Below are 25,349 nucleotides of genomic sequence, written 5' to 3'. Positions count from 1 at the left end.
TGTTCAATTGCCTTTCGAAGCAAGACGGGAATAAAGGTCGGCATAAAGGCCAGCACTTTTCTCCCACGATACGTCTGATTTCATGCCCTGTTTCTGGATTTGCGTCCAGAGTTTGGGTTCATTGTAAAAACGCAATGTCTTGCGCAATGCCTGGCGAAGACCGTTGGCTGAGACCGGAGAGAACTGAATACCGGTTGCTGCCTTGGCGGCAAGGGCTGCCGGATTGGCATCGATAACCGTGTCATTCAGGCCACCGGTGCGGGCGACAACGGGCACGCAACCGTAACGCAGGGCATAAAGTTGGGTGAGGCCACAAGGCTCAAAACGGGAAGGGATGATGATACTGTCGCAACCTGCCTGCATGAGATGTGAAAGTGGTTCATTGTAGCCTATGGCGACGCCTAGGCGGCCATTGTGGCGGGAAGATGCCGCAAGCAATGCGCCTTCAAGCGCGATATCACCAGCGCCAAGCACCACGAGGCGCGCACCCATGCCGACAATCTCATCGGCCACTTCGGCCATCAGGTCGATGCCTTTTTGCCATGTCAGGCGGGAAATGATGCACAAAAGCGGGGTGTCGTCTTCATCAATGCGGAAGTGCGATGCAACGGCAGCCTTGTTGGCCGCACGTGGCTTGATGTTGGCCTGGCTGAAATTATCGGCAATCAACGTATCCTTGGCCGGGTTCCAGACCGCTGTGTCAATGCCATTGACGATGCCGAACAGTGCGTCGGCGCGGCTGGCAATGACCCCTTCAAGGCCCATGCCAAATTCCGGCGTCAGAATTTCCTCGGCATAGGACGGGCTGACAGTGCTGAGCGCAGTTGCGGTTTGCAGACCACCCTTCAGGAAACTGACAGAACCATAATATTCGACGGCCTCCATGAAGGCATGGGCTGGCAGACCCAGCTGACTGAAAATAGTGGCGTCAAACTGGCCCTGGAACGCGATGTTATGGATGGTCAGAAGGCTTGGAATTTCCGGTGCCTCAGCATACCGCATGTAGATCGGCGCCATAGCTGCCTGCCAGTCATGGGCGTGCAGAATGTCCGGTTGCCAGCCGGGCAGTTTTCCGGTGGCGATTTGCGCCGCCGCCAGCGACAGGGCGGCAAAACGCTTCCAGTTATCCTGATAGTCCTTGCCGGTTGCATCGAGGTACGGCCCACCCGACCGCGCAAAAAGGCTTGGCGCATCCAGAACCAGCAGGTCCAGCCCCTCATGCTTCACCTCGAGCAGATCGCCTGTTTCACCAAGCAGATTGTCGAAGGTCGCAATCTTGCGCGCATCCTTGATGGCCGACATGACGGGCGGATAACCCGGAATGAGGGTCTTGGTTTCCACCCCTTGCGCTTCGATCGCAAGGGGTAGGGCGCCTGCAACATCCGCGAGGCCGCCGGTCTTGATGAGCGGGTAGACTTCGGATGAAACCGAAAGAACTTTCATGGGTTTTACACGTCCAGCTTGTCGATCATGGATTGGGTGATGAGGCAGATGCCATTTTCAGAGCGGCGGAAACGTTTTGCATCCATTTCCGGGTCTTCACCGACAATCAGCCCTTCGGGAATTGTCACGCCGTGGTCGATCACCACGTTGGTCAGCCGTGCGTGACGGCCAATCGTGACCTTGGGCAGGATGATTGCGCCTTCCAGACGGGAATAGGAGTTGGCGCGAACACCGGTGAACAAAAGGCTGCGGTAGAGTGACGAGCCGGAGATGATGCAGTCACCCGAGACCAGCGAGGAAATCGCCGAGCCACGACGACCCTCATCATCATGCACGAATTTGGCTGGCGGATTGATCTCCGCATAGGTCCAGATCGGCCATGACTTGTCGTAAATATCCAGTTCCGGTTCGATATCGGTCAGGTCGATATTGGCCTGCCAATAGGCATCGATGGTGCCGACATCACGCCAGTATGGTGTGCGCTCGAAATCGGAGCGCACGCAGGACTGGGCAAAACGGTGGGCAACGGCTTTGCCGTTTTCCACGATGTAGGGAATGATATCCTTACCGAAATCGCGGCTGGAATTGGGGTCTTCGGCATCGCGACGCAGGCATTCCATCAGGAACTTCGTATGGAAGACATAGATGCCCATCGAGGCCAGCGCAAAATCCTCATTGCCTGGAATGCCAGGCGGATCAGCCGGTTTTTCGATGAAGGCGCTGATTTCGTCCTTGTCGTTGACATGCATGACACCAAAGCCGGTCGCTTCCATGCGTGGCACTTCCATGCAGCCGATGGTGACATCTGCACCTGAATCGACGTGCTGCTGCAACATCAATTCATAGTCCATCTTGTAGATATGGTCGCCGGCCAGGATGACCATATATTCAGGCGCGTAGGGTTCGATAATGTCGATGTTCTGGAAAACGGCGTCGGCCGTGCCTTCATACCACTGCGTTTCCGACACGCGCTGGCTGGCGGGCAGAATATCGAAACTTTCATTTCGCTCCGGACGCAGGAAGTCCCAACCACGCTGCAGGTGGCGGATGAGTGAATGCGCCTTGTATTGGGTGGCAACGCCGATACGGCGGATACCGGAATTCAGCGCATTGGAAAGCGCAAAATCGATGATACGGGCCTTGCCGCCGAAATAGACGGCGGGTTTGGCGCGCCGGTCTGTCAGTTCCTTCAAACGGCTGCCACGTCCACCGGCAAGCACATAGGCCATGGCATCACGCGCCAGAGGCTGTATTCTTTTCTCGCTCATGTTCGTCCTCCCTCATGGGCCTTTATGTATGTGCTGTCAGTTTTCTGGTTCCAGCATGATTGTTGCCAAGGGCGGCAATGTCAGCACCGCACCGATGGCCCCTCCCGCATCCACGGCTTGTACCTTGCCGCCATTTCCTTTGCCGCTGCCGCCGTAAATCTCGGCATCGGTATTGAGTATTTCGCGCCAGCGGCCAGCGCTTGGCAGGGGCACGTAGTAATTTTCCCGGTAAACGGGCGTGAGATTACAGATGACCGCGACAGGTTTTTCACCCGGTGCCGAGCGAAGCCAGGCAAAAACCGAATTTTCCTGATCTTCGACAACCAGCCAGCGGAACCCTTCCGGCTCGCAATCGCGGGCGTGCAGCGCAGCCTTTGAGCGATAGGTCAGGTTGAGGTCACGGACCAACCGGCGGATGCCCTCATGCATGTGGTATTGCAACAGGTTCCAGTCGAGAGACTTGCTTTCGCTCCACTCGCTCCACTGGGCAAATTCCTGACCCATGAACAGCAGCTTCTTGCCGGGGTAACCCCACATGAAGGCGTAATAGGCGCGCAGATTGGCAAATTTCTGCCAGTCATCGCCGGACATCTTGGCAATCAGCGACCCTTTGCCATGTACCACTTCGTCGTGAGACAGCGGCAGCACGAAGTTTTCTGTAAACGCGTAGAGCAGGCCGAAGGTCAGTTCCTGATGGTGGAATTTGCGGTGCACCGGTTCACGCGAGAAATAGCTTAGCGTGTCGTGCATGAAGCCCATGTTCCACTTGAAACCGAAACCAAGGCCACCTTCATGTACCGGATGCGAGACCTTGGGCCAGGACGTGGATTCTTCGGCAATGGTCATGATGCCCGGATTGGCACCATAGGTCAGCTCGTTCATCTTTTGCAGGAAGCGCACGGAATCGAGGTTTTCACGCCCGCCATATTCGTTGGGGATCCACTCGCCTTCCTTGCGCGAGTAGTCGAGGTACAGCATCGAAGCAACGGCATCGACACGCAAACCATCCAGATGGAATTTTTCCGCCCAGTAGAGAGCGTTGTTGATGAGGTAGGACATCACCTCAACGCGGCCAAAATTGTAGATGGCGGTGTTCCAGTCCGGATGCATGCCCTGACGCGGGTCGGCATGTTCGTAAAGGGCTGTGCCATCGAACTGGCGAAGGCCATGTTCGTCGGTCGGAAAATGGGCGGGAACCCAGTCCAGAATGACGCCAAGGCCAACCTTGTGCGCGCCATTCACGAAGCGGGCAAAACCTTCCGGTTCACCGAAGCGGGCCGACGGCGCAAACAGGCCGGTCGTCTGGTAACCCCAGGACGGGTCATAGGGGTGTTCGGTAATCGGCAGGAATTCGATATGGGTAAAACCCATGTCGATACAGTATGGAATGAGCTCTGCGGCCAGTTCGTCCCAGCTCAACATGCCGCCGTCTTTGTGGCGGCGCCATGAGCCTGCATGCACTTCATAAATGCTGATGGGCTGGCGGCGCTGGTCGACCTTGGCCCAATGTTCCATATGTTCCTGATCTTCCCATTTCTGGATCAGTTCAGGTGTGGTCATCGAACCGTTCTTGGGGCGAAGTTCGGCGCGGCGGGCATAGGGGTCTGCCTTCAGGGGCAGACGGTTGCCGTCAACACCAATGATTTCGAACTTGTAGATACAGCCGGCATAAACATCCGGCGCGAAGATTTCCCAGATGCCGGTATCGGCGCGGTTGCGCATGACATGGCGGCGGCCATCCCAATTGTTGAAATCGCCGACGACGGAGACACGTTTGGCATTGGGTGCCCAGACGGCAAAGTGGAAACCTTCGACGCCTTCGAGTTTGAGGGGATGTGCGCCCATTCGGTCGAAAAGGCGAAGATGCGATCCTTCCCGCACGAAATAATCGTCCATCGGGCCGAGCACCGGCCCGAAGCTGTAAGGATCGGTCACGGCCCATTCGGCATCACCACGCTGGGCGCGGTATCTCAGCGCCTTGCGGGCGGTGACGGTGATTGGGCCTTCAAAGAACCCGGCCGTATCACGGCACGTCAATTCACCGACCACGGTGCCGTCAATCGTCAGCGCGGTGACCTCTTCCGCGCCGGGAATGAAGCAGCGCGCCACAAAACCATTCGGGGTCTCATGCACACCAAGTACCGCAAATGGGTTGGAATGCAGACCGCCCGTTATCGCCTCGATTTCTGCTTGAGATATTTCACTCGTCTGTTTTTGATCAGGCGTATCGAGCGGTTTTTTCATCAAGCCCTCCAGATTTCAGATGCATATTGCCGTATGGTTCTGTCGGAAGAGAACCAGCCCATACGCGCAGTGTTGTAGATTGTTTTGGAATACCAGGAGGATGGATCGCTCCAGATTGCATCCACATCACGCTGGGCCTTGGCGTAGGAATCGAAGTCCGCCGCCACCATGAACCAGTCATTGTTGTAGATGCCATCCATCAGCCCTGCAAACCGCGAACGGTCATCGGGCGAGAACACACCGGATGCAATGGCCGAAAGCGCCTGCGACAACTCGCGTGAGCTTTCGATGATGGCACGTGGATTGTGTCCATCGGTGCGAGCCTGCGCCACTTCTTCCGCCGTCTTGCCAAAGATGATGATGTTGTCTTCACCGACATGTTCGAGCATTTCGACATTCGCGCCATCGAGCGTGCCGATGGTGAGAGCGCCGTTGAGAGCAAATTTCATGTTGCCGGTACCGGAGGCTTCCATGCCAGCGGTTGAAATCTGTTCCGACAGGTCAGCGGCTGGCACCATGATTTCGGCCAGCGAAACGTTGTAATTCGGAATGAAAACAACCTTCAACAGGCCGCGTACCGATGGGTCATTGTTGATGACGCGGGCAATGTCATTGGCCAGTTTGATGATGAGCTTGGCATTGTGATAGCTCGGTGCTGCCTTGCCCGCGAAAAACTTGACGCGAGGGGCCCAGTCCAGCTCAGGGTGGGAGCGTATCTGATCATAGAGGGCCACCGCCTCAATCAGGTTGAGAAGCTGGCGCTTGTATTCGTGAATACGTTTGATCTGGATGTCGAACATTGCCGACGGATCGACACGAATGCCCATGCGCTGCGCAACAAGATTGGCAAGCCGTATCTTGTTCAGGCGTTTGACCTCGGCAAACTTGTCACGGAAGGCGCTGTCCTGTGCAAAGCCATCCAGTGCCTTCAGCTTTTCCGCATCATCCAGGAACTCGTCGCCAATGGTTTCGCGCAGCAGGCCGGTCAGACCGGGATTGCACTGCATCAGCCAGCGGCGTGGTGTGATGCCGTTGGTCTTGTTGTTGATGCGATCAGGGTAAAGCTTGTGCAGATCGGCAAACACCGTTTCCTTCATCAGGTCGGTATGCAGGGCCGAAACGCCGTTCACCGAATGCGAACCGATAAAGGCAAGATTGCCCATGCGCACACGCCGCTCGCCATTTTCGTCGATCAGCGAAATCGAACGGATCTGCTGGTCTTCGACCTTCTTTTCCTTGCGTGCGGCAAACAGGATTTTGGCATTGATCGCATAGACGATCTGCATATGGCGTGGCAGCAGACGTTCCAGCAGAGGAACGGGCCAGCTTTCGAGCGCTTCCGGCAACAGCGTGTGGTTGGTGTAGGAGAAGGTTTTGCGGGTCAGTTCCCACGCTTCATCAAACTCTAGACCGTGGATATCGGTCAGAAGACGCATCATTTCGGCAATCGAAATGGCTGGGTGCGTATCATTGAGTTGAATGGAAACCTTGTCCGGCAGGCTGGTAAAATCCGGATACTGCTGGAGATGGCGACGCAGAATGTCCTGCAAAGATGCCGACGAGAAGAAGAACTCCTGTCGCAGGCGAAGCTCCTGACCGGCCGGGTTGGCATCGGCAGGATAAAGGACGCGCGTCAGGCTTTCTGCCTTGTTGCTTTCACGCAGAGCACCGATATGATCGCCGGCATTAAAGGCATCAAGAAGAATGGGGTCAATCGGCTGGGCAGACCACAGGCGCAGCGTGTTGACGCGTTTGCCGCGCCAGCCAACCACCGGTGTGTCATAAGCCATGGCGATAACACGTTCAGCCGGTTTCCAGACGAAGCGTTGCGCGTCCTCATAACCGCCGATCGTTTCAACCGAACCGCCAAAGCCGATTTCATAGGAGCTTTCGCGGCGTTCGAATTCCCAGGGGTTACCGTGCGCAAGCCATGTCTCGGGCAGTTCAACCTGCCAGCCATCGGCCATCTGCTGGCGGAACAGGCCGTGCACGTAGCGGATGCCGTAACCATAGGCCGGGATATCAACCGTTGCCATGGATTCCATGAAACAGGCGGCAAGACGACCAAGGCCACCATTGCCAAGGGCGGCATCCGGCTCAAGTCCGGCAATGACGTCCATTTCGACGCCAAGCGATGTCAATGCATCGCGAATTTCATGCATCAGGCCCAGGTTCGAGACGGCATCACGCATGAGGCGCCCAATCAAGAACTCGAGGGACAGATAATAAACGCGCTTGGCCCCGGTCTGATAAACCTTGCGGGTGGAATCCATCCACTTGTCGATAACACGGTCGCGGATAACAAGGATGGTTGCGGTCAGCCAATCATGGGGCTTTGCAACCTTGACGTCCTTGCCGATTCTGTATGTCAGGCGTTCGATGATTTCCGAGGCGAGAATTTCCGGATCGGAACTGCGCGGAGTGGGGAGAGGAAGATCGGCCGGAGAGAGGTTATTGATCATTGTCTGGTCAGCACCTTGAGAGGGAGGGAGGGTCTGATTCTGTCGATCTGGCTTGCACTTAGTCCGTCCAATTTATGCACCGATACGGAGACGTTGCAATAATCGTTTTTGCAAGAATGATGTTCCCGATGATTATTTTATTCTATCGAAAATTATCAGTCGCATTGTCGCGCTCTGTCTTTTGCGTTTTGACAAATAGGCAAAATGAAAAACGGCAGCGTGGTTACGCTGCCGTCAAAATGCTGTCATGGATTTTGTTTTATCAGTTGGTGAGGCGGCTGGTCTCGTCGTTCATCTTGCGAGCGATTTCACCGAATGCCTCAACAATTTCTGACATGTTTTCAGGTGCATAGTAGTTTTCCGCACTTGATGCGCAATATTGTAGAAGCGACTTGCCATTGGTCGGCGCCATGAAGGCGACCGAGAAGATCTTGATGCCGTCATTCTTTATGGTCTGGCACATGGTCCGCACATTGGTGTCGATCGATGTGCTGGACATTTCGCCATCGGTCATGAAGACGATGTAACGTTCGTAGGACGAGCTGCCATTACCCTTATGGGCTGTGGCCTCTGTCGTGTTCGACTTTCTCAAGGCGGCATAGGCGTTATTCAGGGCCGTGTAAGCGTTGGTGCCGCCTTCCGGATAGGCCGGGATTGCCTTGACGTAATCATTGACCTTTGTGGTGCCCCAGTTCGTTGCCTGCGCGCTGTAGGTGACATCGCTATAACCGATGGCGCCAGTGCGGATCAGTTTCGATTCAGGATTGCCCTTCTTGACGTAGCTGTAGTCGGCCTTGTTCAGCGTGTCGACGAGATAGTTGACGGCGGTTTTCAGCGACGCGCTCTTGTTGATGTAGCATGGGCTTGAGGTCACCTTCGACTGGCTCTGTCCCCAGTTGCTTTCGGTATAATTGGCGCAAGACGACTTTGTCGTATCGATCGTGTCCGTCTTGAACGACATGGAACCGGAACGGTCGAGCACCAGATACATGGACAGTGGTGAACCCTTGCTGATGCTGCTTACTGCCGTGCTGGTCACGCCGATCGTCACAGTGCGCGAAGTGATTAGCGAAATCAGCGGGTTAAGCTGCATGTTGTAGTTCAAGTCTGCCGTGATCTTGTAGTTTTTGCCAGCCACGTTGTCGTCAATCGACGCCGTGACATTGGTATTCTTCATCATGTCTTCTTGGAGCTTTTTCTTCTGCTCTTCGGTGTATCCGGCACTGTCGCCCATTCTCTTGGACGTTTCTTCAACGATGAAGGCCTGTGCCTGACGTGCCGCCTGGTCTGCCGAGACGTTTTCGTTCTCATGCATGAAGGCGGTGGCCGAAGACAAGGTCGCCGCGTCCAGCGCGTTTTGCAAATTCGCCTTGGCCTGCATGGCGTTGGTCATTTCAAGGGCTACGCCGGCCGTTGCAATCGTCACCGGAATGAGAATGGCCGTCAAAATACCGAAGTTGCCGTCTTTGTTGGCAACAAGGTTGGTTAGCATCCGCATTTTCTTCGAGAACACCGTCATGGCTCAGCCCCTTAATTAGTGAGCCACAAATAATCCAGACTGTCTTCTTGAAGGCTTAAACTCTTCGCTCAAATTTTAGCGATACTCATTTTGGTGCAGAAATACTGTGTGACCGACATAAAATTATGCAGGTGTGACCTGCAAATGCACACTTAAACCGATGCGATCGGAATAACGTCAACAGCTTGTACAGTCTGTTGATTGCCGTAGCTTTTGAGTACACCAATAACGGGTGATACGTCAGAGTAATCGCGCCCGTATCCAACCACGATATGGTCATTGCCAGCGTAAATATTGTTGGTCGGGTCTAGCTCGACATAACCGGTAATTTGCCCGCACCAGACACGCACCCAGGCATGCATGGCATCAGCGCCCTCAAGCCGCTCCTTGCCGGGTGGCGGAATGGTTCTGAGGAAACCGCTGACGTAACCGGCCGGAATGCCGAGACTGCGCAGCGCCATGATGAAGACGTGAGAGAAGTCCTGGCACACACCACGCTTCAGTTTGAATGCTTCGCTTGGCGTGGTGTCGACCGTTGTTGCCTTCGGGTCATAGGTAAAGTCGGTGTGGATGCGTTTGCAGAGTGCCCGGGCGATCTCTTGCACCGTCATGTCGGCCATGATTGTGTCAAGCGCATAGGCATGGATTGCTTCGTCCTGGGGAATGCGCGGGCTGGTGCCGATGAGGTGGTGCGGCGAGCCTGCATCGAGAGACCAGTGATTGGCAATTTCTTCCGGCAGGCGAGACAGCACAGGCGACAAGTCAGCCTGTTGCGGTTGTGTATCCACTTGCACCCGGGCCTGCATGCGAATGTCGAATTTTTCGTGGGCAGCGCGCAGAAACACCGATGTGGCCGTCTGCTGAAAAAAGTCGGTGAAAGAGGTTCTTTCATCCGGTGTCGGGCTGACCGCAAGCGAACCGGCAATCAGCCGTTGGCGATTGGGAAGCGACAGCGGCATGACGCGAATGATGTGGCGTGCACCGCTTGCCGGTGCATCGTAGACATAGCCCATATGCATGGAGAGGTCATAAAGCATGGCGCATCAACCAAGGTAGGTTTGAGCAAGAAGGTCAGACAGGCGCTCAAGATCTTTTTCAAGCTGCCGGTAAAGCGCCACGTCGAGCTTTTCCGGCGTCATGACCGCAAGGCCGGAATGGATGCGCATGGCTTCACGGTAGAATGGCGACATCTGGCTGTTGACGAGAGCATTCGGCAATTGCTCGACCTCTGTGCGGATTTCGTTCAACTGGAACAGGATCGAACGTGGGTTGAGCGGGTCCAGCGCCAGAAGATCGGTCACGGTCAGGCCTGCCGTGTTGACATTGTAACGGCGACGGTGGGTCATGACGCTGTCGCCGATTTCAAGCAACATGTCGAAACTGCCATCAGGTGCATCCGGGCCGGTCATGTGGCCGAGTAGCCGGGTCATGTGCAGGCCGCGTTCAAGGTAACGGCCAATGGTCAGGAAACGCCAGCCAGTAAACCGATACATGTTTTCATGCACAAGACCGGCGAACCCTGCCAGTTTGCGCAGAAGAATGGTCATGGCGTGGGTGGCGTCATCACCGGCCGAAATATTGTCGTGGAAGCGGCGTGCCGTCTTGGCAAGGTCGTTCAGTGCCAGCCATCCATCCGGTGAAAACCGGTCGCGAATGTTGCTCGCCGAATAGATCGCGCTGTTGATGTTGGCTATCAGACTTGCAGGTACCGCCTCGTTCATTTCGATATCGATGGTGGCAAGGTATTTGGTGACATGGGCGAGAAGCGGCTGGCGCGGATCGGCCGATTCAGCGTAGCGGGCATTCCAGGCACGCAAAATGCGCAGTGCACCTTCGGCCCTTTCAATGTAACGGCCGAGCCAGAACAGGTTGTCGGCCGCGCGGCTTGGCAGGCTGCCGGGCATGTTTCGGCTGAATGTCTCCTCGGCGGGCAAGAGCGTGGTGCGCTCTACCGGCTTGTCACTAACGATCCACACATCGGCCGCTGTCCCGCCATTTTGCATGGCGATGGCTGTTACATCATGGCTGCTGCCGATACGCGCAAAGCCACCCGGCATGATCTGCCACCCATTTTGGGTGCGCGCGGCAAAAACACGCAAGCTCATTGGACGCGGTACCAGCTTGCCGTCGACATAAGCTGGTGTGGTGGACAAGGTCACAACTTCCTGGCCGACCAATTTGTTGCCATCGCTGGCAAGCCATTCGCCGATCGATTCCTTTGCCGTTTCGCGTAAGGTGGCGCCCAGCACCGACTGGCCGTTATCGTCAAAGAACGGCATGCGCGAATAGGCCGGACCAATGACCATTTTTTCGATGTTGCGCGCTACGTGTTCGCGTTCCTGCTTCTGGCCGCACCACCATGTGGCAATCGAGGGCAACAGCAGGTCTTCGCCAAGCATGTGTCGGCTGATGGTTGGCAGGAAAGACAAAAGTGCGCGGGTTTCGAGAATGCCTGAACCCAGTGCATTGACGATGGTGACCGATCCGTCGCGCAACGCCTGCACAAGACCCGGCGTGCCGATGCGGGAATTGTGATCCAGTTCCAACGGGTCGGAATAGGAGGCATCCAGACGGCGCCACAGTACACCGATCGGTTTGAGGCCAGCCACAGTGCGCACCATGACCCGGCCATTGACAACGGTCAGGTCTTCACCTTCCAGCAGCATGAAGCCGAGATAGCGCGCGATATAGGCGTGCTCGAAATAGGTTTCATTGGCGGGGCCCGGGGTCAGAACTGCAATACGTTCTTCCGGATGTTTGCGGCGTGCCTGCAACGTATCGCGGAACGCACCGAAGAAAGAGGCAAGCCGGTGTACATGGGTTTCGGCATAGATGTCCGAAAAGGCGCGGGTCGTTGCCACGCGGTTTTCCAGTGCAAAACCTGCACCTGATGGGGCCTGTGTACGGTCTGCCAGCACCCACCAGTTGCCATCCGGTCCGCGGCCGATCTCGAAGGAACAGAAATGCAGGTAATGACCGCCTTCCGGTTTCGTGCCAACCAAAGGCCGCAGGAATTCAGGATTGGCGGCAATCAGGGCAGGCGGGATATAACCTTCCTGTACCAGCCGGTTCTCACCGTAAATATCGGCAACGATGGCTTCCAACAGATTGGCGCGCTGGATAAGGCCGCGTGACACGTTTTCCCATTCCTGACCGTCAATGAGGACTGGAATATGGGAGATCGGCCAGCTGCGCTCGATATTGGCACCAGACCCATAGTCACGATAAAACACGCCAGCATCGCGCAGATATCGGTCGGTCCTGGCAAAACGGTCGTGCAATTCCCTGTCTGGCATGCGGGAAAGGGCAGCCACCATGTTTTGCCAGACCGGGCGGATCTGGCCATTGGTGTCCAGCATTTCATCGGCAATGCCGGGCAAGGCGCTATAGGCAAACAAGGAACGCTTGTCTGTCTGTTTTTTGCGTTGCGATGCCGGCGTTCTAGCCAATTCAAACTCCCAGAGGGCGACGTAGATCGAGTGTTAGCGGAAATTCCGGTGAAACCGTTTCCGGTCGCAGCGGATAATTTCCGGCGGTATGTCCCCATGGCTCAAAACGTGCAAGCCTGCGTGCTTCCGCTTCGTTGCCATTGACAGGAAATGTGTCATAGTTTCGGCCACCGGGATGGGCAACATGATAGATGCAACCACCAACCGATCTGCCAGACCATGTATCATAAATGTCAAAGGTCAACGGTGCGTTGACGGGCAAGACCGGATGCAGGCCTGACGCCGGTTGCCACGCCTTGAAGCGAACACCCGCCACGGCAACGCCGGATGTTTCGGTTTGCCTCAACGGAACGGCCCGGCCATTGCAGGCAACGGTGTAACGTTCAGGGTTTGCTGTTTCCAGACGGACCTGCAGACGTTCCACAGAAGAATCAACGTAACGCACGGTGCCGCCGATTGCGCCCTGTTCACCCATGACATGCCAGGGTTCCAGCGCCTGGCGCAGTTCCAGCTTGGCGCCCTCATATTCCACTTCCCCAAAGAAGGGAAAACGAAACTCCAATTGTGCCTTGAACCAGTCTGGCTCGATGTCAAAACCATTGGCCTTGAGATCGGCCAGAACATCCATGAAATCCTGCCAGATGAAGTGCGGCAGCATGAAACGGTCGGCAAGCGCCGTACCCCAGCGCACGAACTTGCCACTGGCCGGATATTTCCAGAAACGGGCAATGAGTGCCCTTACAAGAAGTTGCTGTGCCAGCGACATGCGGGAATTCGGCGGCATTTCGAAACCACGGAATTCCACAAGTCCAAGGCGTCCAGTTGGCCCATCCGGTGAAAACAGCTTGTCGATACAAATTTCAGCGCGGTGGGTGTTGCCCGTCACGTCGGTAAGCAGATTGCGGAAAAGCCTGTCAACCAGCCATGGCAGCGGTGGCACCCCTTCGCCGGGTGCAGGAACCTGCGCCAGCGCAATTTCCAGCTCGTAGAGGCTGTCATGCCGCGCTTCATCAATACGCGGCGCCTGACTTGTCGGGCCAATGAACAGACCGGAAAACAGATAGGATAGCGACGGGTGACGCTGCCAGTGCAGAACGAGGCTTTTCAAAAGGTCCGGGCGACGCAGGAACGGGCTGTCATTGGGGTTTGCGCCACCAACGACCACATGGTTTCCACCACCGGTGCCGGTATGACGGCCGTCGATCATGAACTTGTCCGCACCCAGACGCGACTGGCGTGCATCCTCATAAATGGCCGAGGTAATGTCGACGCATTCTTGCCAGCTTGACGCGGGATGAATGTTGACTTCGATCACGCCGGGGTCGGGTGCCACGCGAATAACGTTGATGCGCTCATCATGCGGCGGGGCATACCCTTCAATATGGACCGGCAGCTTGAGTTCGGCTGCGGCATTTTCAGCCGCTGTAATCAGTTCCAGATAGTCTTCGATGCGTTCAACCGGCGGCATGAAGATGCAAAGACGGCCATCACGCGGTTCGACGGACATTGCGGTGCGCACTGCGCCACCCAGCTCACCAATGGTTTGTTCGACCCGTTCCTGTGCGGTGGTTTCATCCGCATTGAAAGATGCTTCAGGCATGACGCGACCAGCAGTTGCGGCAATATCCGGCAGCGGTCCTCTTTCGATAGAAGGATCTGCTTCGTGAATATAGGGGTAGGCGGCTGGAGGCACATAGGGCAGGGTGCCGAGCGGCAGACGATAACCAACCGGGCTGTCACCGGGCACAAGGAAGATGCGACCGCGCCGCGTTTTCCATTTTTCACTGACCCAGCGTTTGCCGGATGCCTTGGCGTTCCATGCCTGTACTGGCAGAATGTAGCCGGTTGGGGTTGTCAGTCCACGCTCGAATACGCGGGCGATACGATTGCGCTCTTCCGGATCCTTCAGCTTTGAATTTGATGGATCGACATTGTCGGGCAGATTGCCTTCCTTGACGAGCCATTCGGCCGGGTCCTCATAGGCTGGCAAAACCATGTCATTGGCAATGCCAAGATTGGTGGCGATGCTGCTCAAGAGATGTTCGGCATCTGCTGTGGTAACGCCGGTATCGGCGCCTTCTTGCGCAACCAGCGCTGGATTCTGCCAGATGGGTTTGCCGTCCCGTCGCCAGTAGAGCGAAAATGTCCAGCGTGGCAGGCTTTCACCGGGATACCATTTGCCCTGGCCATAATGCAGAAAGCCGCCGGGCGCAAAACGCTCTCGCAATTTGCGGATCAGGATATCTGCTTTTTCGCGTTTGGTCGGCCCAACCGCTCCGGTGTTCCATTCTTCCGATTCGAAATCGTCGATGGAAACAAAGGTCGGTTCGCCGCCCATCGTCAGGCGCACGTCCTGTGCTTTCAAGAGCCGGTCAACCTCTTCTCCAACCGCGTTCAGCCGGTCCCAGCTTTCATCGGAAAAGGGTTTGGTAATGCGTGGGTGCTCAGCAACGCGACGCACCTGCATGTCAAAGGCGAATTCCGTGTTGGCCTGACCGTAATAGCCGCCGGAAATTGGAGCCGCGTTGCGATAGTGCGGTGTCGCTGCCAGCGGTATGTGGCTTTCGCCGGTCAACAGTCCGGATGTGGGATCCAGACCCACCCAGCCAGCGCCCGGCAGATAAACCTCGGCCCAGGCGTGAAGGTCGGTAAAATCGACCTCAGTGCCGGAGGGACCATCCAGTGCCTTGAGATCCGGTGTCAACTGAATGAGATAACCCGACACAAAGCGGGCGGCAAAGCCGAGATGACGCAATATCTGCACCAGCAGCCAGCTTGTGTCGCGGCAGGACCCCATCTTGCTTGCCAGGGTCTCTTCCGGTGTCTGAACACCCGGTTCCATGCGAATGACGTAGCCGGTTTCTTGCTGCAGACGGGCGTTGAGGCCCACGACCATATCAACCGAGGGCTGACCGGGCGACTGATCCACGGTTTGCATGAAGGCCGAGAGGTATGGCCCTGCCGGTTCCGGCTTCATGTAAATTGACAGGTCGTCACGCAGCGTTTCCGGATAATCAAACGGCCACTCGGTGGATTCTTCCTCAACGAAGAAGTCGAAGGGATTGTAGACGGTCATGTCTGCGACTAGATCGACCTCGATCTTGAATTCGCTCACGGGCTCAGGAAACACGAACCGGGCAAGGTAATTTCCATAGGGGTCCTGCTGCAAATTCACGAAGTGATTTGCCGGCGTCACCTTCAATGCGTGGCTGATGACCTTGGTTCGAGAATGTGCTGCCGGTTTTAGCCGGATAATCTGGGGTCCGAGCCGGACCGGTTTGTCATAGGTGTAATGGGTGAGATGATAAATACTTGCCTTTATAGACATATTATCCTTTTTCCGGCCACGCCGGTTACTGCGGACTTTGCCGCCCCCTCTGTTATTGAAGGGATTTTGTGCAATGCACGCAAATAAAGCAAGGCGGATTATACAGGGTTTATCAGGGATTTTGCCCTATGTTGCAGAGGAGGCAGTTCCTTATGCTTTGGGCTTGCGGTAAACAGGTTGGGCAGCTTGCGTTCCCGAGTCTCGACGATTTGGCTGCTGCTGCGCTTTACTGTTTGGACGAACCGCATGGAAAATACCCGCCAGGTTGATTTGAAACCTGATCCAGCAGCGCCTTTGAATTTTGAACTTGGTTTTATGGACCAGTTGAGAATGATGGGAAATGCGTTCTGGATTTCGCCGGTCCGAAACAGACTTCTGGCCCTGATCTTTGCGCTTCTGTTCATCATTCTGGTGACCGCTTACGGGCAGGTCCGCCTGAATGAGTGGTATGCGCCGTTTTACAATTCGCTTGAGCGGCGCGACATGGGGGAATTCGTCCACCAACTCAAGATATTCATGATCATTGCCGGCACCCTGCTGGCGCTGAATGTTTTCCAGACCTGGCTGAACCAGACAACGGCGCTCTATATGCGCGAAGGCTTGAGCAAGGATATGGTCAATCAGTGGCTCAAACCGGGACGTGCGGCGAAACTTGCCGGCTTCGGTGCCATTGCGATCAACCCCGATCAGCGACTGCACGAAGATTCCCGCAATCTGGCCGAAAGCACCACAGGTCTGGCCATTGGGCTGGTTAACTCCACCATCCTGCTGTTCAGTTTCATCGGCGTTTTGTGGGGGCTGTCGACCGGGTTCTACCTCACTATTGGTGGCTCGCAGGTTGCTATTCCGGGCTATATGGTGTGGGCCGCCATGTTCTATGCCGGGTCGGCTTCGCTTCTCAGCAATCTGGTCGGTCACCGTCTGGTTGGGTTGAATGCCGAGCGTTATTCAAAAGAGGCAGAACTGCGCTTTTCTCTGATGCGTGCCAATGAGAACATGACGGCGATCACGCTGGCGCGTGGCGAGCGCAATGAAAGGGCCAGGATTGGTGCGGACATCAATTCGGTGCTCAGGGTTATTCGTGGCCTTGCCATGGGTTTGACACATCTGACCTGGGTATCCTCAGGCTACGGCTGGCTTGCCATTGTTGCGCCAATCCTGATTGCTGCACCGGTCTATTTCTCCGGTAATCTGACTTTTGGCGGATTGATGATGGCGGTTGGTGCGTTCAACCAGGTCAACAATGCCCTGCGTTGGTACATCGATAATTTTGGCGCCATTGCCAGCTGGAAAGCGACGTTGCTGCGTGTTTCGGCGTTCCGGCATGCCCTGCTGCAAATGGATAGTGTCGAAAAGCAGGGCGCGACAATCGATTTCGAGATTGACCCTGCCGCCAAGTCGATTGTCATGTCCAATGTGATGGTCTGTGCAGAAGCTGGAGCCAAGCAAGTAACGCGCGGTTTTCGTCTCAAAGAGGAATTTGTCGAGCTGCAGGCAGGTGAACACTTGCTGGTCAATGGTGATCAGGGCGTGAACCGCAGATTGCTGTTTGCGGCGATGGGCGGGCTGTGGATGTGGGGGCAGGGGCGCATTGTCGTGCCGCCGCTTGAAGAGGCGCTGTTGATGCCGCAGCGGGGTTATATTCCAATCGCACCACTGCGCGAAATCCTGTCATATCCACATTCGCCTGTTGTGTTCAACGACGAGGAATATGCCGAGGTTTTGGCTTTGTGCGGGCTGGACGATCTGGTGTCGCGGCTGGATGAAAATGCCCGCTGGGACAAGCAGCTCGATACCGATACCCAAATGTGCCTGCGGGTAGCGAATGCCATTCTGCTCCAGCCTCGCTGGCTTATTCTGGACGATATTCTGGAGGGGTTGGAGCCGAGCACTCAGAACCGGCTGGCTGATGCCCTGCTTGGACTGAAAGACAGCGCTGTTGTGTATTTCGGACGCTCCGAAACCTTCCTGAGCAAATTCGCGCCGACGGTGGTGCATCTGGAAGCGCTGCCGAACGCGGTAAACAACCAATAAAGGCCGGTAAAGGTTACAGGCGCAACTGCCACTTGTCGGTGGTCAGCATGTAGGGATTGTCATGTTTCGGAGGCGCTGTTTCCGCCAGAAGCGCAGCGACGCTGATCGCGGTTAAAAACAATGCAGAAACGATGCATGCTGCAAGAAACCTGTCGTCACGCTTTTGCATGACGTTATTGCCAGTCCAGTCGTACGTCATTTAGCACCTCATATGTGAGCGGATACTGGCTGATCATGGTTAATGATCCGTCTATGGTGCATGCTGAAATCCGGGGGGATTATACCAAAATTTGGGCATTCTGTTTCCGTGCATAACAGGGTTGCACAGCTGTGGGGTAACTGGCCCTTGGCGGCGGCACTTTGCTTTTGTTAAGCATGGGGCGGGAGGCTCTTGAATGAAGGTATGCATCAATGGACGGTAATCCTCCTCACAATATGGAAATGACATTGCGCACTCTTGCCATGCCGGCCGATGCCAATCCGGCCGGCGATATTTTCGGTGGCTGGGTGATGTCGCAAATGGACCTTGCTGCCTTTGTTCGCGCCAATGATGTGGCTGGTGGGCGAACCGTGACGGTCGCGGTTCATGAGATTGTCTTCAAGAAGCCGGTCAAGATTGGTGACACGCTCTGTGTCTACACCGATATCGTCAAGGTGGGTCGTACTTCCATCACACTCAAGATCGAGGCCTGGACGCGCAGGCATTATCAGGACTCGCGCGAGAAGGTCACTGAGGCGGTTTTCGTAATGGTGTCCGTCGATGATGATGGCAATCCGCGCCCTGTGCCACCGCGTGCGACTGAAGCCTCGGCCTGATGAAATTGTGACAGGAAATCGAACTGGCGCCCGCTGCATTTTGTGGCGGGTGTATGTGCATTGAAATGGCGCTGTATTGGGGACTGTTGAAAGGTGTGTTTCCAGGTTCAATGAACCCAAAGGGCACTAAATAAAAAGGCCTCGCAGCGTTCTGCAAGGCCTTGATATTTAAGGAATTTGGATGGTGGGCGTGACAGGGATTGAACCTGTGACCCCTACGATGTCAACGTAGTGCTCTCCCGCTGAGCTACACGCCCATCCGATGAGGCGCATAGACCACAAAACCGATTGATGCGTCAACTGCTTTTTTTCGGTTTTGTGAAAGGTTTTTTGAAAGCCTTACGCCACAAGGAGTTTGTTGACTTCATCCACAAGGTCACGCAGGTGGAAAGGCTTGGAAAGTACCTTTGCATCCTTCGGAGCCTTCGAATCGGCGTTGAGTGCGACAGCTGCAAAGCCGGTGATGAACATGACCTTGAGGTCCGGGTCGAGTTCGGTGGCGCGGCGCGCTAACTCGATGCCGTCCATTTCCGGCATGACAATATCGGTCAGCAGCAGCGAGAAAGGCTCTTCACGAAGCCGGTCATATGCGCTTGCGCCGTTGTCAAAAGAAGAAACCTGGTAACCGGCTTTCTCAAGCGCTTTTACCAGAAAGCGGCGCATATCGTTGTCGTCTTCTGCGAGAAGAATTTTCTGACTCATTTAGGTGACCGTAACTGCCTGTAAAATTGAGAATACCGTACCCCAATTATAAGCTTCCTCGGGTAAATATCCCGTGAATGGCGTTTGAGGGAATCCGGTAATGGTGGTGCCAGTATGGACTTGTGGCCATGCAACTGGCAACATATGTTCATCGGCATATTTGTGACATGGTAAATATCATCGGATGGACTGGATAACGGGTGAATATGAGCTGTTCGAAGTCCGCGAGCCGGACACGCACAGAATCCCGTTCGTCTTCAATTCACCCCATAGTGGCCGTTGTTATCCTGTTTCGTTTCTCGAATTGTCTCGCCTTGATTCGTCAGAAATCAGGCGATCTGAAGACCATTTCGTCGATGAGTTGTTTGCTGCAGCACCAGAATTGGGTGCGCCATTCCTGATCGCCAACTTTCCGCGCGCCTATCTCGATGTCAACCGGGAGCCTTACGAGCTGGATCCGCGCATGTTCGAGGGGCCTTTGCCGCCCTATGCCAATATCGGTTCGATGCGTGTGTCCGGTGGTTTGGGGACCGTGCCGCGGATCGTGGCGGAGAATATGGAGATTTATAATCACCGTATTCCCGTCGAAGAAGGTTTGCAGCGCGTAGAGGCCATCTACAAACCGTATCATACCTGTTTGCGTCGGCTTATTTCCCGCACCCATTCGCAATTTGGTATGGCGGTGCTGATTGATTGCCATTCGATGCCGGGCAATATCCGTGTGACTGGCTCCAATGTCAGGCCGGATGTGATTATCGGTGATCGCTACGGCACAAGCGCTTCACCTGAGATATCGCGCGCTGCCTTGCATTTCCTGGAGGAATTGGGGTTCGTTGCGGTTTGCAACAAGCCGTATGCGGGTGGTTTCATCACCGAGCATTACGGGCGGCCCGTGCGTTCACTGCATGCCTTGCAGATTGAAATCAACCGCGCGCTCTATGTCGATGAGAAGACGCTTCTCAAAAGAAGTGACTTTGCAGCGCTGTCTGCCGTTTTGTCGGTGTTCATGCGCCAGATGGGCGAATTCGTGACCGACTATTGCAGTGACCTGGCTTTGGCCGCCGAATAATTCTCTATTTATTGCTGATGTTTGCGTGGTGTTTGCCTGCGTGCGGGCAAAAAAAACCGCGCTCGTGGCGCGGTTAAGTCTAGGGAGGAAACACCCAAGGAGGGTATTTACAGTCAAAGACTGTATAAGAAACATACGCCAGAATGCACAAATGTCAATCAATTTTATTTTTGCTTAATAAATGTGCTCATTGCTTTGCCGTGGGCAGTGTGGCGTGATTGCTGGCGTAAAATGCAGCACCTCACACCAATCTCATGCCTTGAGAGCATTGCAGGGGTTGGTCACCGCTATCCGCGATGATGACGGTCAGGCGCATGATTTTTCCCAAAAAAGTTGCAAAAGCAGTTCCTCTTTGGCAGCAGTGCTTTTACAACGCCTGAAGTTTTTGTTTTGCCAAGTGGAGATGCCATGCTGCCGGACCGGGATTTTTTCTTTTCTCTCGCGGATGCTGCCAAAGCAGAGACTTTGCCGCGGTTTCGCACCGGCATTGATGTGGCAAACAAGGAGGCCGGTGGATATGACCCGGTGACCGAGGGCGATCAGGCAGCAGAGCAGGCCATCCGTGCGCTGATCGGCAAGACCTATCCGGACCACGGCATTCTGGGGGAAGAGCATGGCAGCGTCGGTCTGGACCGGGAACATGTCTGGGTGATCGATCCGATCGATGGCACTCGCGCGTTCATATCAGGAGTTCCTGTCTGGGGCACGCTGATTGGCCTGCAGACCAATGGCCGCTCCGTCATGGGCGTCATGGATCAGCCATTTACCGGCGAGCGTTATTTTGCCGATGGCAAGGCTTCCTGGTACAGCGGACCGGATGGCAGCCGCCAGATCAAGACCCGCGACTGCAAGGATATTTCCGCAGCGACACTGTTCACGACCTCGCCGCATATTTTCGATGCTGAGGAAGCGCCGCGTTACAAGCAGGTACAGGACAAGGTGCGATTATTCCGCTACGGCGTTGATTGCTACGCCTATGCATTGCTGGCTGCTGGCCATATCGATCTGGTGGTCGAAAGCTCGCTGAAGCCCTATGATGTTGGTGCGCTTATTCCAATCATCGAGCAGGCTGGCGGCGTGATCACCACGTGGGATGGTGGCAGACCGGAAGCGGCTGGACGCATTATTGCAGCCGGCAGCAAGGCGGTTCACGCGCAGGCACTGGAAATCCTGTCCGGCCGTTAAGGCCGGATCGTCCTCAGCGTTTATTCCTCGGGCGCGAAAAATGCCTCAATGGCGGCAAGCGCCTGACTTCTGAAAATATCGCGCTCATGCAACAGTTCATGGCGCGCGCCGGTGACCGGAATAAGCTGCGCTGCACGGAAATTGCGCGACAGTTCTTCCTGCGCGCCAAAGGGCGTGATCGGGTCCAGCACCGGTGCCAGCAGCAGGGTCGGCACATGAATATTGGTGAGGTGTTCCTGCTTGGTAACGCGGCTTGCCGTTTTCAGGGTTTCATAAAGCCATCTGGCGGTCGGTGAGCCGATAAAGAGCTCTGGCCGTGTCTGCATGAGTGCGAGATTGCGGGCAAAACGGATTTCATCTGAGGTCAGCGGATTGCCGATGAAGCTGCGTTCCCGCTGATCCTTCCCCAATCGCATACGGCCAAGGCCTATGAGGCTGAGCGTTGCGGCAATGGCAAAAACTGCCGGCCGGGGCAGTGCTTGCCCAGCAAGCTGGATAAAGGGTGAGCACAGCGCCATGCGCTCGATACGGTTGGCGAGATTGGGTGCCATGGACAGGGCAACCAGCGCGCCGGTTGAATGCGCGACCAGGTAAAATGGCAACCTCGTATCCGGCAGAACGATCTGTTCCATGAACAGCGATACGTCATGCTCATAATCCCTGAACCGCTGAACGTGGCCAGCTTCCGGGTTTTTCACGAGCCGGTCCGAGCCGCCCTGACCGCGCAGATCGAATGTTGCAACCCAGAAACCCATGGCAGTCAGGTTGATGATGGTTTCGTAGTATTTCTCGATACATTCATTTCTGCCCTGCAGAAGAACGATCGTACCTTTGGCCACGGAATGGGGGCTGCGGAAAACAGCGTAGCGCAGTTTCTTGTTGCGATGTCCGGTAAAGTATCCGGCCGTAAAGTTCTCGGGCAGCGGATTGCCGGGGGTGGCGTGCAGAATAACGTCGTCCATTACCTTTTCCGGCCGATTCCTTGGTGGATAAGAATGGGATAGGTCGAGTGCGTTTGCAGGTCAAAGAAAAAAATGCCGGAACCGTCGGTTGTGCGCAGTCACGGTCCCGGCCAACAGGACTGAAGAAGAAGGGACGTTGTACTCTTCAGTCAGCGGAGTTTGTCTCCGATGGCAGTTTACTAACCGGCAGAAGATGAACGGGTTTGGAACTGGCTGTTCATTTGAAGTTCAGTTTTCGGCCTGCCCTTGACGAGTGGGTTTGGCATTCCCATCTCAACTGCACGGTCGCCAGAACGGGGCCGTGACCCGGCTTCCTCATCGCCAATACGGGATGAAAGCCTTAACCGCAAACAGTCGCTTCTCAAGGAGGACACCATGCGTCATTTGGATTTTTCGCCACTCTACCGCTCCACTGTCGGTTTTGACCGCCTTTTCAACCTGCTTGATAATGTCGGGCAGCCGGAACAGGCGCAGAGTTATCCGCCATACAACATCGAACGGACCGGTGATAACACCTATCGTATAACGATGGCTGTTGCCGGCTTTGATGAAGACGAGTTGAGCATTGAGGCGCGTGCCCATGTGCTGACCATCAAGGCTGAAAAGTCGGAGCAGGACAAGGCGAACGAAGGTGAGTTCCTCTATCGTGGCATTGCCAAGCGCGCTTTTGAGCGCCGCTTCCAGTTGGCCGATTATGTGGAAGTCCAGTCTGCGTCCTTGAAGAACGGTTTGCTCCACATCGACCTCCTGCGTAACCTTCCAGAAACAATGAAACCGCGTCGTATCGCGATTGTCTCTGATGCTGCTGAAGGTGCAAAGACCATCGAGGCGCAGATTACGCCAGCGCAGGTCAACTAAGGCCAAGCAGTCGGATTAAGAATGATGGACGGCCCTCACGTGAGGGCCGTTTTTATATTGGCTGTTTCCAGTTCTTTTGCCTTTGCCGCTCTTGCGTAACGCTGGGCAATCACCGCACAGGCCATCAGCTGGATCTGGTGGAACAACATGATTGGCAGCACGATGGCGCCAATGCTCTGGCCTGCAAAAATTGCGCCTGCCATTGGCACACCGCTTGCCAGGCTCTTTTTCGACCCGCAGAAAGTGATGGTGATCTCATCCTGTTTGTTGAAGCCGAGAAGACGGCTGCCAAACATTGTGACGCACAGGACCACGGCCAGCAGAACGATGTTGATGGCAACCACGACGCCGATGTCGCGCAGGGTAAACTGCTGCCAGATGCCCTCGATGACCGCCTCACTGAAGGCGAGATAGACAACCATCAGGATTGAACCGCGATCGACAGGTGCCAGCAGCTTCTTGCGCGAACGGATCCAGTCGCCGATCCATGGCTGCAGGGCCTGACCTGCAATGAAGGGCAAAAGCAATTGCAGGAAAATCTGCCCGAAAGCATCAAGCGAAAATCCACCGCCGTGACCGCCAACCGTAAACAGCAATCCGACCAGCAGTGGCGTCAAGAACATGCCGAATATGTTGGAGGCGGATGCTGAGCAGATTGCTGCGGGAACATTGCCGCCAGCCATGGATGTGAAGGCTATGGATGATTGCACGGTGGAGGGCAGAACGCAAAGGAACAGCACGCCCATATAAAGCGGTGCCGGTAGAATGCTTTCAGGGATGTAGCCGAGTGAGACGCCAATCAGCGGGAAAAGCCCGAAGGTGACCAGAAGGATGGCCAGATGCAGGCGCCAGTGCAGGATGCCGGCAATCACCACATCACGGGCCAAACGTGCGCCATGCAGGAAAAACAGCAATGCAATAGCCAGCTTAGTCGCCAGGCCAAAATATTCGGCTGGCTCACCACTGATCGGCAGCACACTTGCCAGAATGACCGTGCAGATCAGCATCAGGGTGAAACGGTCGGGCAGAAAACGGCTCATGGTCTTTGTCTCTTTGGAAATTCCGTTTACATATCGCTTATTGTGAAGCAGGATGCAAAGACTAACAGTTATTATGATCTGTGATAACAATGCTCAATCTTCATCATCTCACAAGTTTTGTAACTCTTGAACAAACCGGCAGTTTCACGCTGGCCGGCGAACAGCTCGGCATTGGGCAATCAACAGTCAGCCAGCATATTCAAAGGCTTGAGACCTTTCTCGGTCAAAGACTGATTGAGCGGAATACCCATCAGGTCCGATTGACGGCAGAAGGCGAGGCGCTGCTTGGTTATGCGCGCTCCATGCTGGATATCAATGGCAAGGTGTCGTCGCTTTTTACCGCGAACCGACTGCGTGGACGGTTGCGGCTTGGTGTCTCCGAGGATTTTGTCGCCAATCGCCTGACCGTCATTCTGGAGGACTTCATCCGGCTTTACCCGCTGGTTGACCTTGAATTGACGGTCGCCTTGAGTGGTGTGCTCTATCAGATGCAGGATAATGGCGACCTGGATGTGGTTTTGGCCAAGCGTCGGCTCGGCGATCGTCTTGGCCGGTTCCTCTATCGTGAACCGCTGGTGTGGCTGGCACGTGACCCGGAAATTTTGAAAGCTCATGACGGTGTTGTGCCGCTGATTGCGTTCCCGCAACCCAGTATCACCCGCAAGGTCGCGCAAGAGGCGTTGGACCGTAACGGCATTGCTTGGCGCATTGTCTGCACCTGCGGCAGCTTGAGTGGGTTGGTTGCGGCGGCGCAAGCTGGAATGGGCGTGCTGGTGCAGCCGCGCAGCATGACGCCGGCCGCCTTGCGGGAAATCACGCAGGGCAGTTTGCCGGCGCTGGAAGATGTGGAGTTTGTGCTGGTGCCGAGAAAAGGTGCGTCACCAGAATTGGTCGAGGCGCTGGCCGCACGTGTTGTTGCAAAGGTGGCGATCGCACCCCATGCGGCCTAAGCGCATGGGGTGATGTTTAT

Annotated in this window: 18 protein-coding genes and 1 tRNA gene; 6 read left to right on the top strand and 13 right to left on the bottom strand. The window is 55.4% G+C overall.

The features are described from left to right. Nucleotides 1-3 precede the first annotated feature (3 nt). The 8 genes from glgA to RT613_RS00205 all read right to left on the bottom strand — a co-directional run bounded on the left by glgA (nucleotide 4) and on the right by RT613_RS00205 (nucleotide 15,713). Entirely contained in the window at nucleotides 4-1,443 is a 1,440-nt protein-coding gene (glgA, locus tag RT613_RS00240) for a glycogen synthase GlgA (RefSeq protein WP_313612032.1), read from the bottom strand. 5 nt (nucleotides 1,444-1,448) lie between these two features. After that, on the bottom strand, nucleotides 1,449-2,711 hold the full coding sequence (gene glgC / locus RT613_RS00235) for a glucose-1-phosphate adenylyltransferase (protein WP_313612031.1): 1,263 nt from the start codon (nucleotides 2,709-2,711) through the stop codon (nucleotides 1,449-1,451). A gap of 36 nt (nucleotides 2,712-2,747) precedes the next feature. Further along, nucleotides 2,748-4,955 carry a 1,4-alpha-glucan branching protein GlgB gene (gene glgB / locus RT613_RS00230; RefSeq protein WP_313612030.1) on the bottom strand — a complete coding sequence of 736 codons (2,208 nt, stop codon included), beginning with the start codon at nucleotides 4,953-4,955 and terminating at the stop codon, nucleotides 2,748-2,750. Next, nucleotides 4,955-7,417: a glycogen/starch/alpha-glucan phosphorylase gene (locus RT613_RS00225; protein ID WP_313612029.1), complete on the bottom strand. Its 2,463-nt coding sequence runs from the start codon at nucleotides 7,415-7,417 to the stop codon at nucleotides 4,955-4,957. Before RT613_RS00225 ends, glgB begins: the two co-directional genes overlap by 1 nt. A 262-nt stretch (nucleotides 7,418-7,679) precedes the next feature. Beyond that, nucleotides 7,680-8,909 carry a TadE/TadG family type IV pilus assembly protein gene (locus tag RT613_RS00220; RefSeq protein WP_313612028.1) on the bottom strand — a complete coding sequence of 410 codons (1,230 nt, stop codon included), beginning with the start codon at nucleotides 8,907-8,909 and terminating at the stop codon, nucleotides 7,680-7,682. A 179-nt stretch (nucleotides 8,910-9,088) separates the two neighbouring features. Then, on the bottom strand, nucleotides 9,089-9,973 hold the full coding sequence (locus RT613_RS00215) for a transglutaminase family protein (RefSeq protein ID WP_313612027.1): 885 nt from the start codon (nucleotides 9,971-9,973) through the stop codon (nucleotides 9,089-9,091). Nucleotides 9,974-9,979: 6 nt separating this feature from the next. Next, nucleotides 9,980-12,385 carry a circularly permuted type 2 ATP-grasp protein gene (locus RT613_RS00210; protein WP_313612025.1) on the bottom strand — a complete coding sequence of 802 codons (2,406 nt, stop codon included), beginning with the start codon at nucleotides 12,383-12,385 and terminating at the stop codon, nucleotides 9,980-9,982. Nucleotide 12,386: 1 nt separating this feature from the next. Further along, nucleotides 12,387-15,713 carry a transglutaminase family protein gene (locus tag RT613_RS00205; protein WP_313612023.1) on the bottom strand — a complete coding sequence of 1,109 codons (3,327 nt, stop codon included), beginning with the start codon at nucleotides 15,711-15,713 and terminating at the stop codon, nucleotides 12,387-12,389. Between the two features lie 246 nt (nucleotides 15,714-15,959). On the opposite strand from RT613_RS00205, the gene RT613_RS00200 reads away from it, so the two are divergent. After that, complete coding sequence (locus RT613_RS00200; protein ID WP_313612022.1) at nucleotides 15,960-17,747, top strand: ABC transporter ATP-binding protein/permease; 1,788 nt, start codon at nucleotides 15,960-15,962, stop codon at nucleotides 17,745-17,747. Between the two features lie 13 nt (nucleotides 17,748-17,760). Here the strand turns inward: RT613_RS00200 and RT613_RS00195 are convergent, their stop codons facing one another. Beyond that, nucleotides 17,761-17,946, bottom strand: a complete 186-nt coding sequence (locus RT613_RS00195) for a hypothetical protein (protein ID WP_313612020.1) — start codon at nucleotides 17,944-17,946, stop codon at nucleotides 17,761-17,763. Nucleotides 17,947-18,158: 212 nt separating this feature from the next. Here RT613_RS00195 and RT613_RS00190 point away from each other — a divergent pair, with 212 nt between their 5' ends. After that, entirely contained in the window at nucleotides 18,159-18,563 is a 405-nt protein-coding gene (locus RT613_RS00190) for an acyl-CoA thioesterase (RefSeq protein ID WP_313612019.1), read from the top strand. A gap of 182 nt (nucleotides 18,564-18,745) precedes the next feature. Here the strand turns inward: RT613_RS00190 and RT613_RS00185 are convergent. After that, nucleotides 18,746-18,820 (bottom strand) — tRNA-Val (locus tag RT613_RS00185). 82 nt (nucleotides 18,821-18,902) lie between these two features. Next, nucleotides 18,903-19,265, bottom strand: coding sequence for a cell cycle two-component system response regulator CpdR (gene cpdR / locus RT613_RS00180; RefSeq protein WP_192488083.1), 363 nt, complete (start codon nucleotides 19,263-19,265; stop codon nucleotides 18,903-18,905). A 184-nt stretch (nucleotides 19,266-19,449) separates the two neighbouring features. Between cpdR and RT613_RS00175 the strand changes: the two genes are divergently transcribed. Together RT613_RS00175 and hisN are read left to right on the top strand one after the other, a co-directional pair. Further along, nucleotides 19,450-20,334: an N-formylglutamate amidohydrolase gene (locus RT613_RS00175; RefSeq protein WP_313612018.1), complete on the top strand. Its 885-nt coding sequence runs from the start codon at nucleotides 19,450-19,452 to the stop codon at nucleotides 20,332-20,334. A 408-nt stretch (nucleotides 20,335-20,742) separates the two neighbouring features. Continuing rightward, nucleotides 20,743-21,519, top strand: coding sequence for a histidinol-phosphatase (gene hisN / locus RT613_RS00170; protein ID WP_313612016.1), 777 nt, complete (start codon nucleotides 20,743-20,745; stop codon nucleotides 21,517-21,519). Between the two features lie 20 nt (nucleotides 21,520-21,539). On the opposite strand, the gene RT613_RS00165 is transcribed toward hisN, so the two are convergent. After that, on the bottom strand, nucleotides 21,540-22,481 hold the full coding sequence (locus tag RT613_RS00165; RefSeq protein WP_313612015.1) for an alpha/beta hydrolase: 942 nt from the start codon (nucleotides 22,479-22,481) through the stop codon (nucleotides 21,540-21,542). Between the two features lie 375 nt (nucleotides 22,482-22,856). Between RT613_RS00165 and RT613_RS00160 the strand changes: the two genes are divergently transcribed. Beyond that, on the top strand, nucleotides 22,857-23,339 hold the full coding sequence (locus RT613_RS00160; RefSeq protein WP_313612014.1) for an Hsp20 family protein: 483 nt from the start codon (nucleotides 22,857-22,859) through the stop codon (nucleotides 23,337-23,339). A gap of 35 nt (nucleotides 23,340-23,374) precedes the next feature. Here RT613_RS00160 and RT613_RS00155 read toward each other — a convergent pair whose 3' ends face one another. Beyond that, nucleotides 23,375-24,379, bottom strand: coding sequence for a bile acid:sodium symporter family protein (locus RT613_RS00155; RefSeq protein ID WP_313612013.1), 1,005 nt, complete (start codon nucleotides 24,377-24,379; stop codon nucleotides 23,375-23,377). A gap of 89 nt (nucleotides 24,380-24,468) precedes the next feature. Here RT613_RS00155 and RT613_RS00150 point away from each other — a divergent pair, with 89 nt between their 5' ends. Next, on the top strand, nucleotides 24,469-25,329 hold the full coding sequence (locus RT613_RS00150; RefSeq protein ID WP_313612011.1) for a LysR family transcriptional regulator: 861 nt from the start codon (nucleotides 24,469-24,471) through the stop codon (nucleotides 25,327-25,329). Nucleotides 25,330-25,349: the final 20 nt, after the last annotated feature.

The sequence above is a fragment of the Agrobacterium sp. genome (assembly GCF_032092815.1).
Classification (GTDB): Bacteria; Pseudomonadota; Alphaproteobacteria; order Rhizobiales; family Rhizobiaceae; genus Agrobacterium.
The sequence above is the reverse complement of the archived record's forward strand: the minus strand, read 5'-3'. Positions and strand labels throughout refer to the sequence as shown.

What these genes read in the sequence shown, in the direction of transcription:
- glgA (WP_313612032.1), bottom strand. Translation starts at nt 1,443, where the DNA reads ATGAAAGTTCTTTCGGTTTCATCCGAAGTCTACCCGCTCATCAAGACC.
- glgC (WP_313612031.1), bottom strand. Translation starts at nt 2,711, where the DNA reads ATGAGCGAGAAAAGAATACAGCCTCTGGCGCGTGATGCCATGGCCTAT.
- glgB (WP_313612030.1), bottom strand. Translation starts at nt 4,955, where the DNA reads ATGAAAAAACCGCTCGATACGCCTGATCAAAAACAGACGAGTGAAATA.
- RT613_RS00225 (WP_313612029.1), bottom strand. Translation starts at nt 7,417, where the DNA reads ATGATCAATAACCTCTCTCCGGCCGATCTTCCTCTCCCCACTCCGCGC.
- RT613_RS00220 (WP_313612028.1), bottom strand. Translation starts at nt 8,909, where the DNA reads ATGCTAACCAACCTTGTTGCCAACAAAGACGGCAACTTCGGTATTTTG.
- RT613_RS00215 (WP_313612027.1), bottom strand. Translation starts at nt 9,973, where the DNA reads ATGCTTTATGACCTCTCCATGCATATGGGCTATGTCTACGATGCACCG.
- RT613_RS00205 (WP_313612023.1), bottom strand. Translation starts at nt 15,713, where the DNA reads ATGTCTATAAAGGCAAGTATTTATCATCTCACCCATTACACCTATGAC.
- RT613_RS00200 (WP_313612022.1), top strand. Translation starts at nt 15,960, where the DNA reads ATGGAAAATACCCGCCAGGTTGATTTGAAACCTGATCCAGCAGCGCCT.
- RT613_RS00195 (WP_313612020.1), bottom strand. Translation starts at nt 17,946, where the DNA reads ATGACGTACGACTGGACTGGCAATAACGTCATGCAAAAGCGTGACGAC.
- RT613_RS00190 (WP_313612019.1), top strand. Translation starts at nt 18,159, where the DNA reads ATGGACGGTAATCCTCCTCACAATATGGAAATGACATTGCGCACTCTT.
- cpdR (WP_192488083.1), bottom strand. Translation starts at nt 19,265, where the DNA reads ATGAGTCAGAAAATTCTTCTCGCAGAAGACGACAACGATATGCGCCGC.
- RT613_RS00175 (WP_313612018.1), top strand. Translation starts at nt 19,450, where the DNA reads ATGGACTGGATAACGGGTGAATATGAGCTGTTCGAAGTCCGCGAGCCG.
- hisN (WP_313612016.1), top strand. Translation starts at nt 20,743, where the DNA reads ATGCTGCCGGACCGGGATTTTTTCTTTTCTCTCGCGGATGCTGCCAAA.
- RT613_RS00165 (WP_313612015.1), bottom strand. Translation starts at nt 22,481, where the DNA reads ATGGACGACGTTATTCTGCACGCCACCCCCGGCAATCCGCTGCCCGAG.
- RT613_RS00160 (WP_313612014.1), top strand. Translation starts at nt 22,857, where the DNA reads ATGCGTCATTTGGATTTTTCGCCACTCTACCGCTCCACTGTCGGTTTT.
- RT613_RS00155 (WP_313612013.1), bottom strand. Translation starts at nt 24,379, where the DNA reads ATGAGCCGTTTTCTGCCCGACCGTTTCACCCTGATGCTGATCTGCACG.
- RT613_RS00150 (WP_313612011.1), top strand. Translation starts at nt 24,469, where the DNA reads ATGCTCAATCTTCATCATCTCACAAGTTTTGTAACTCTTGAACAAACC.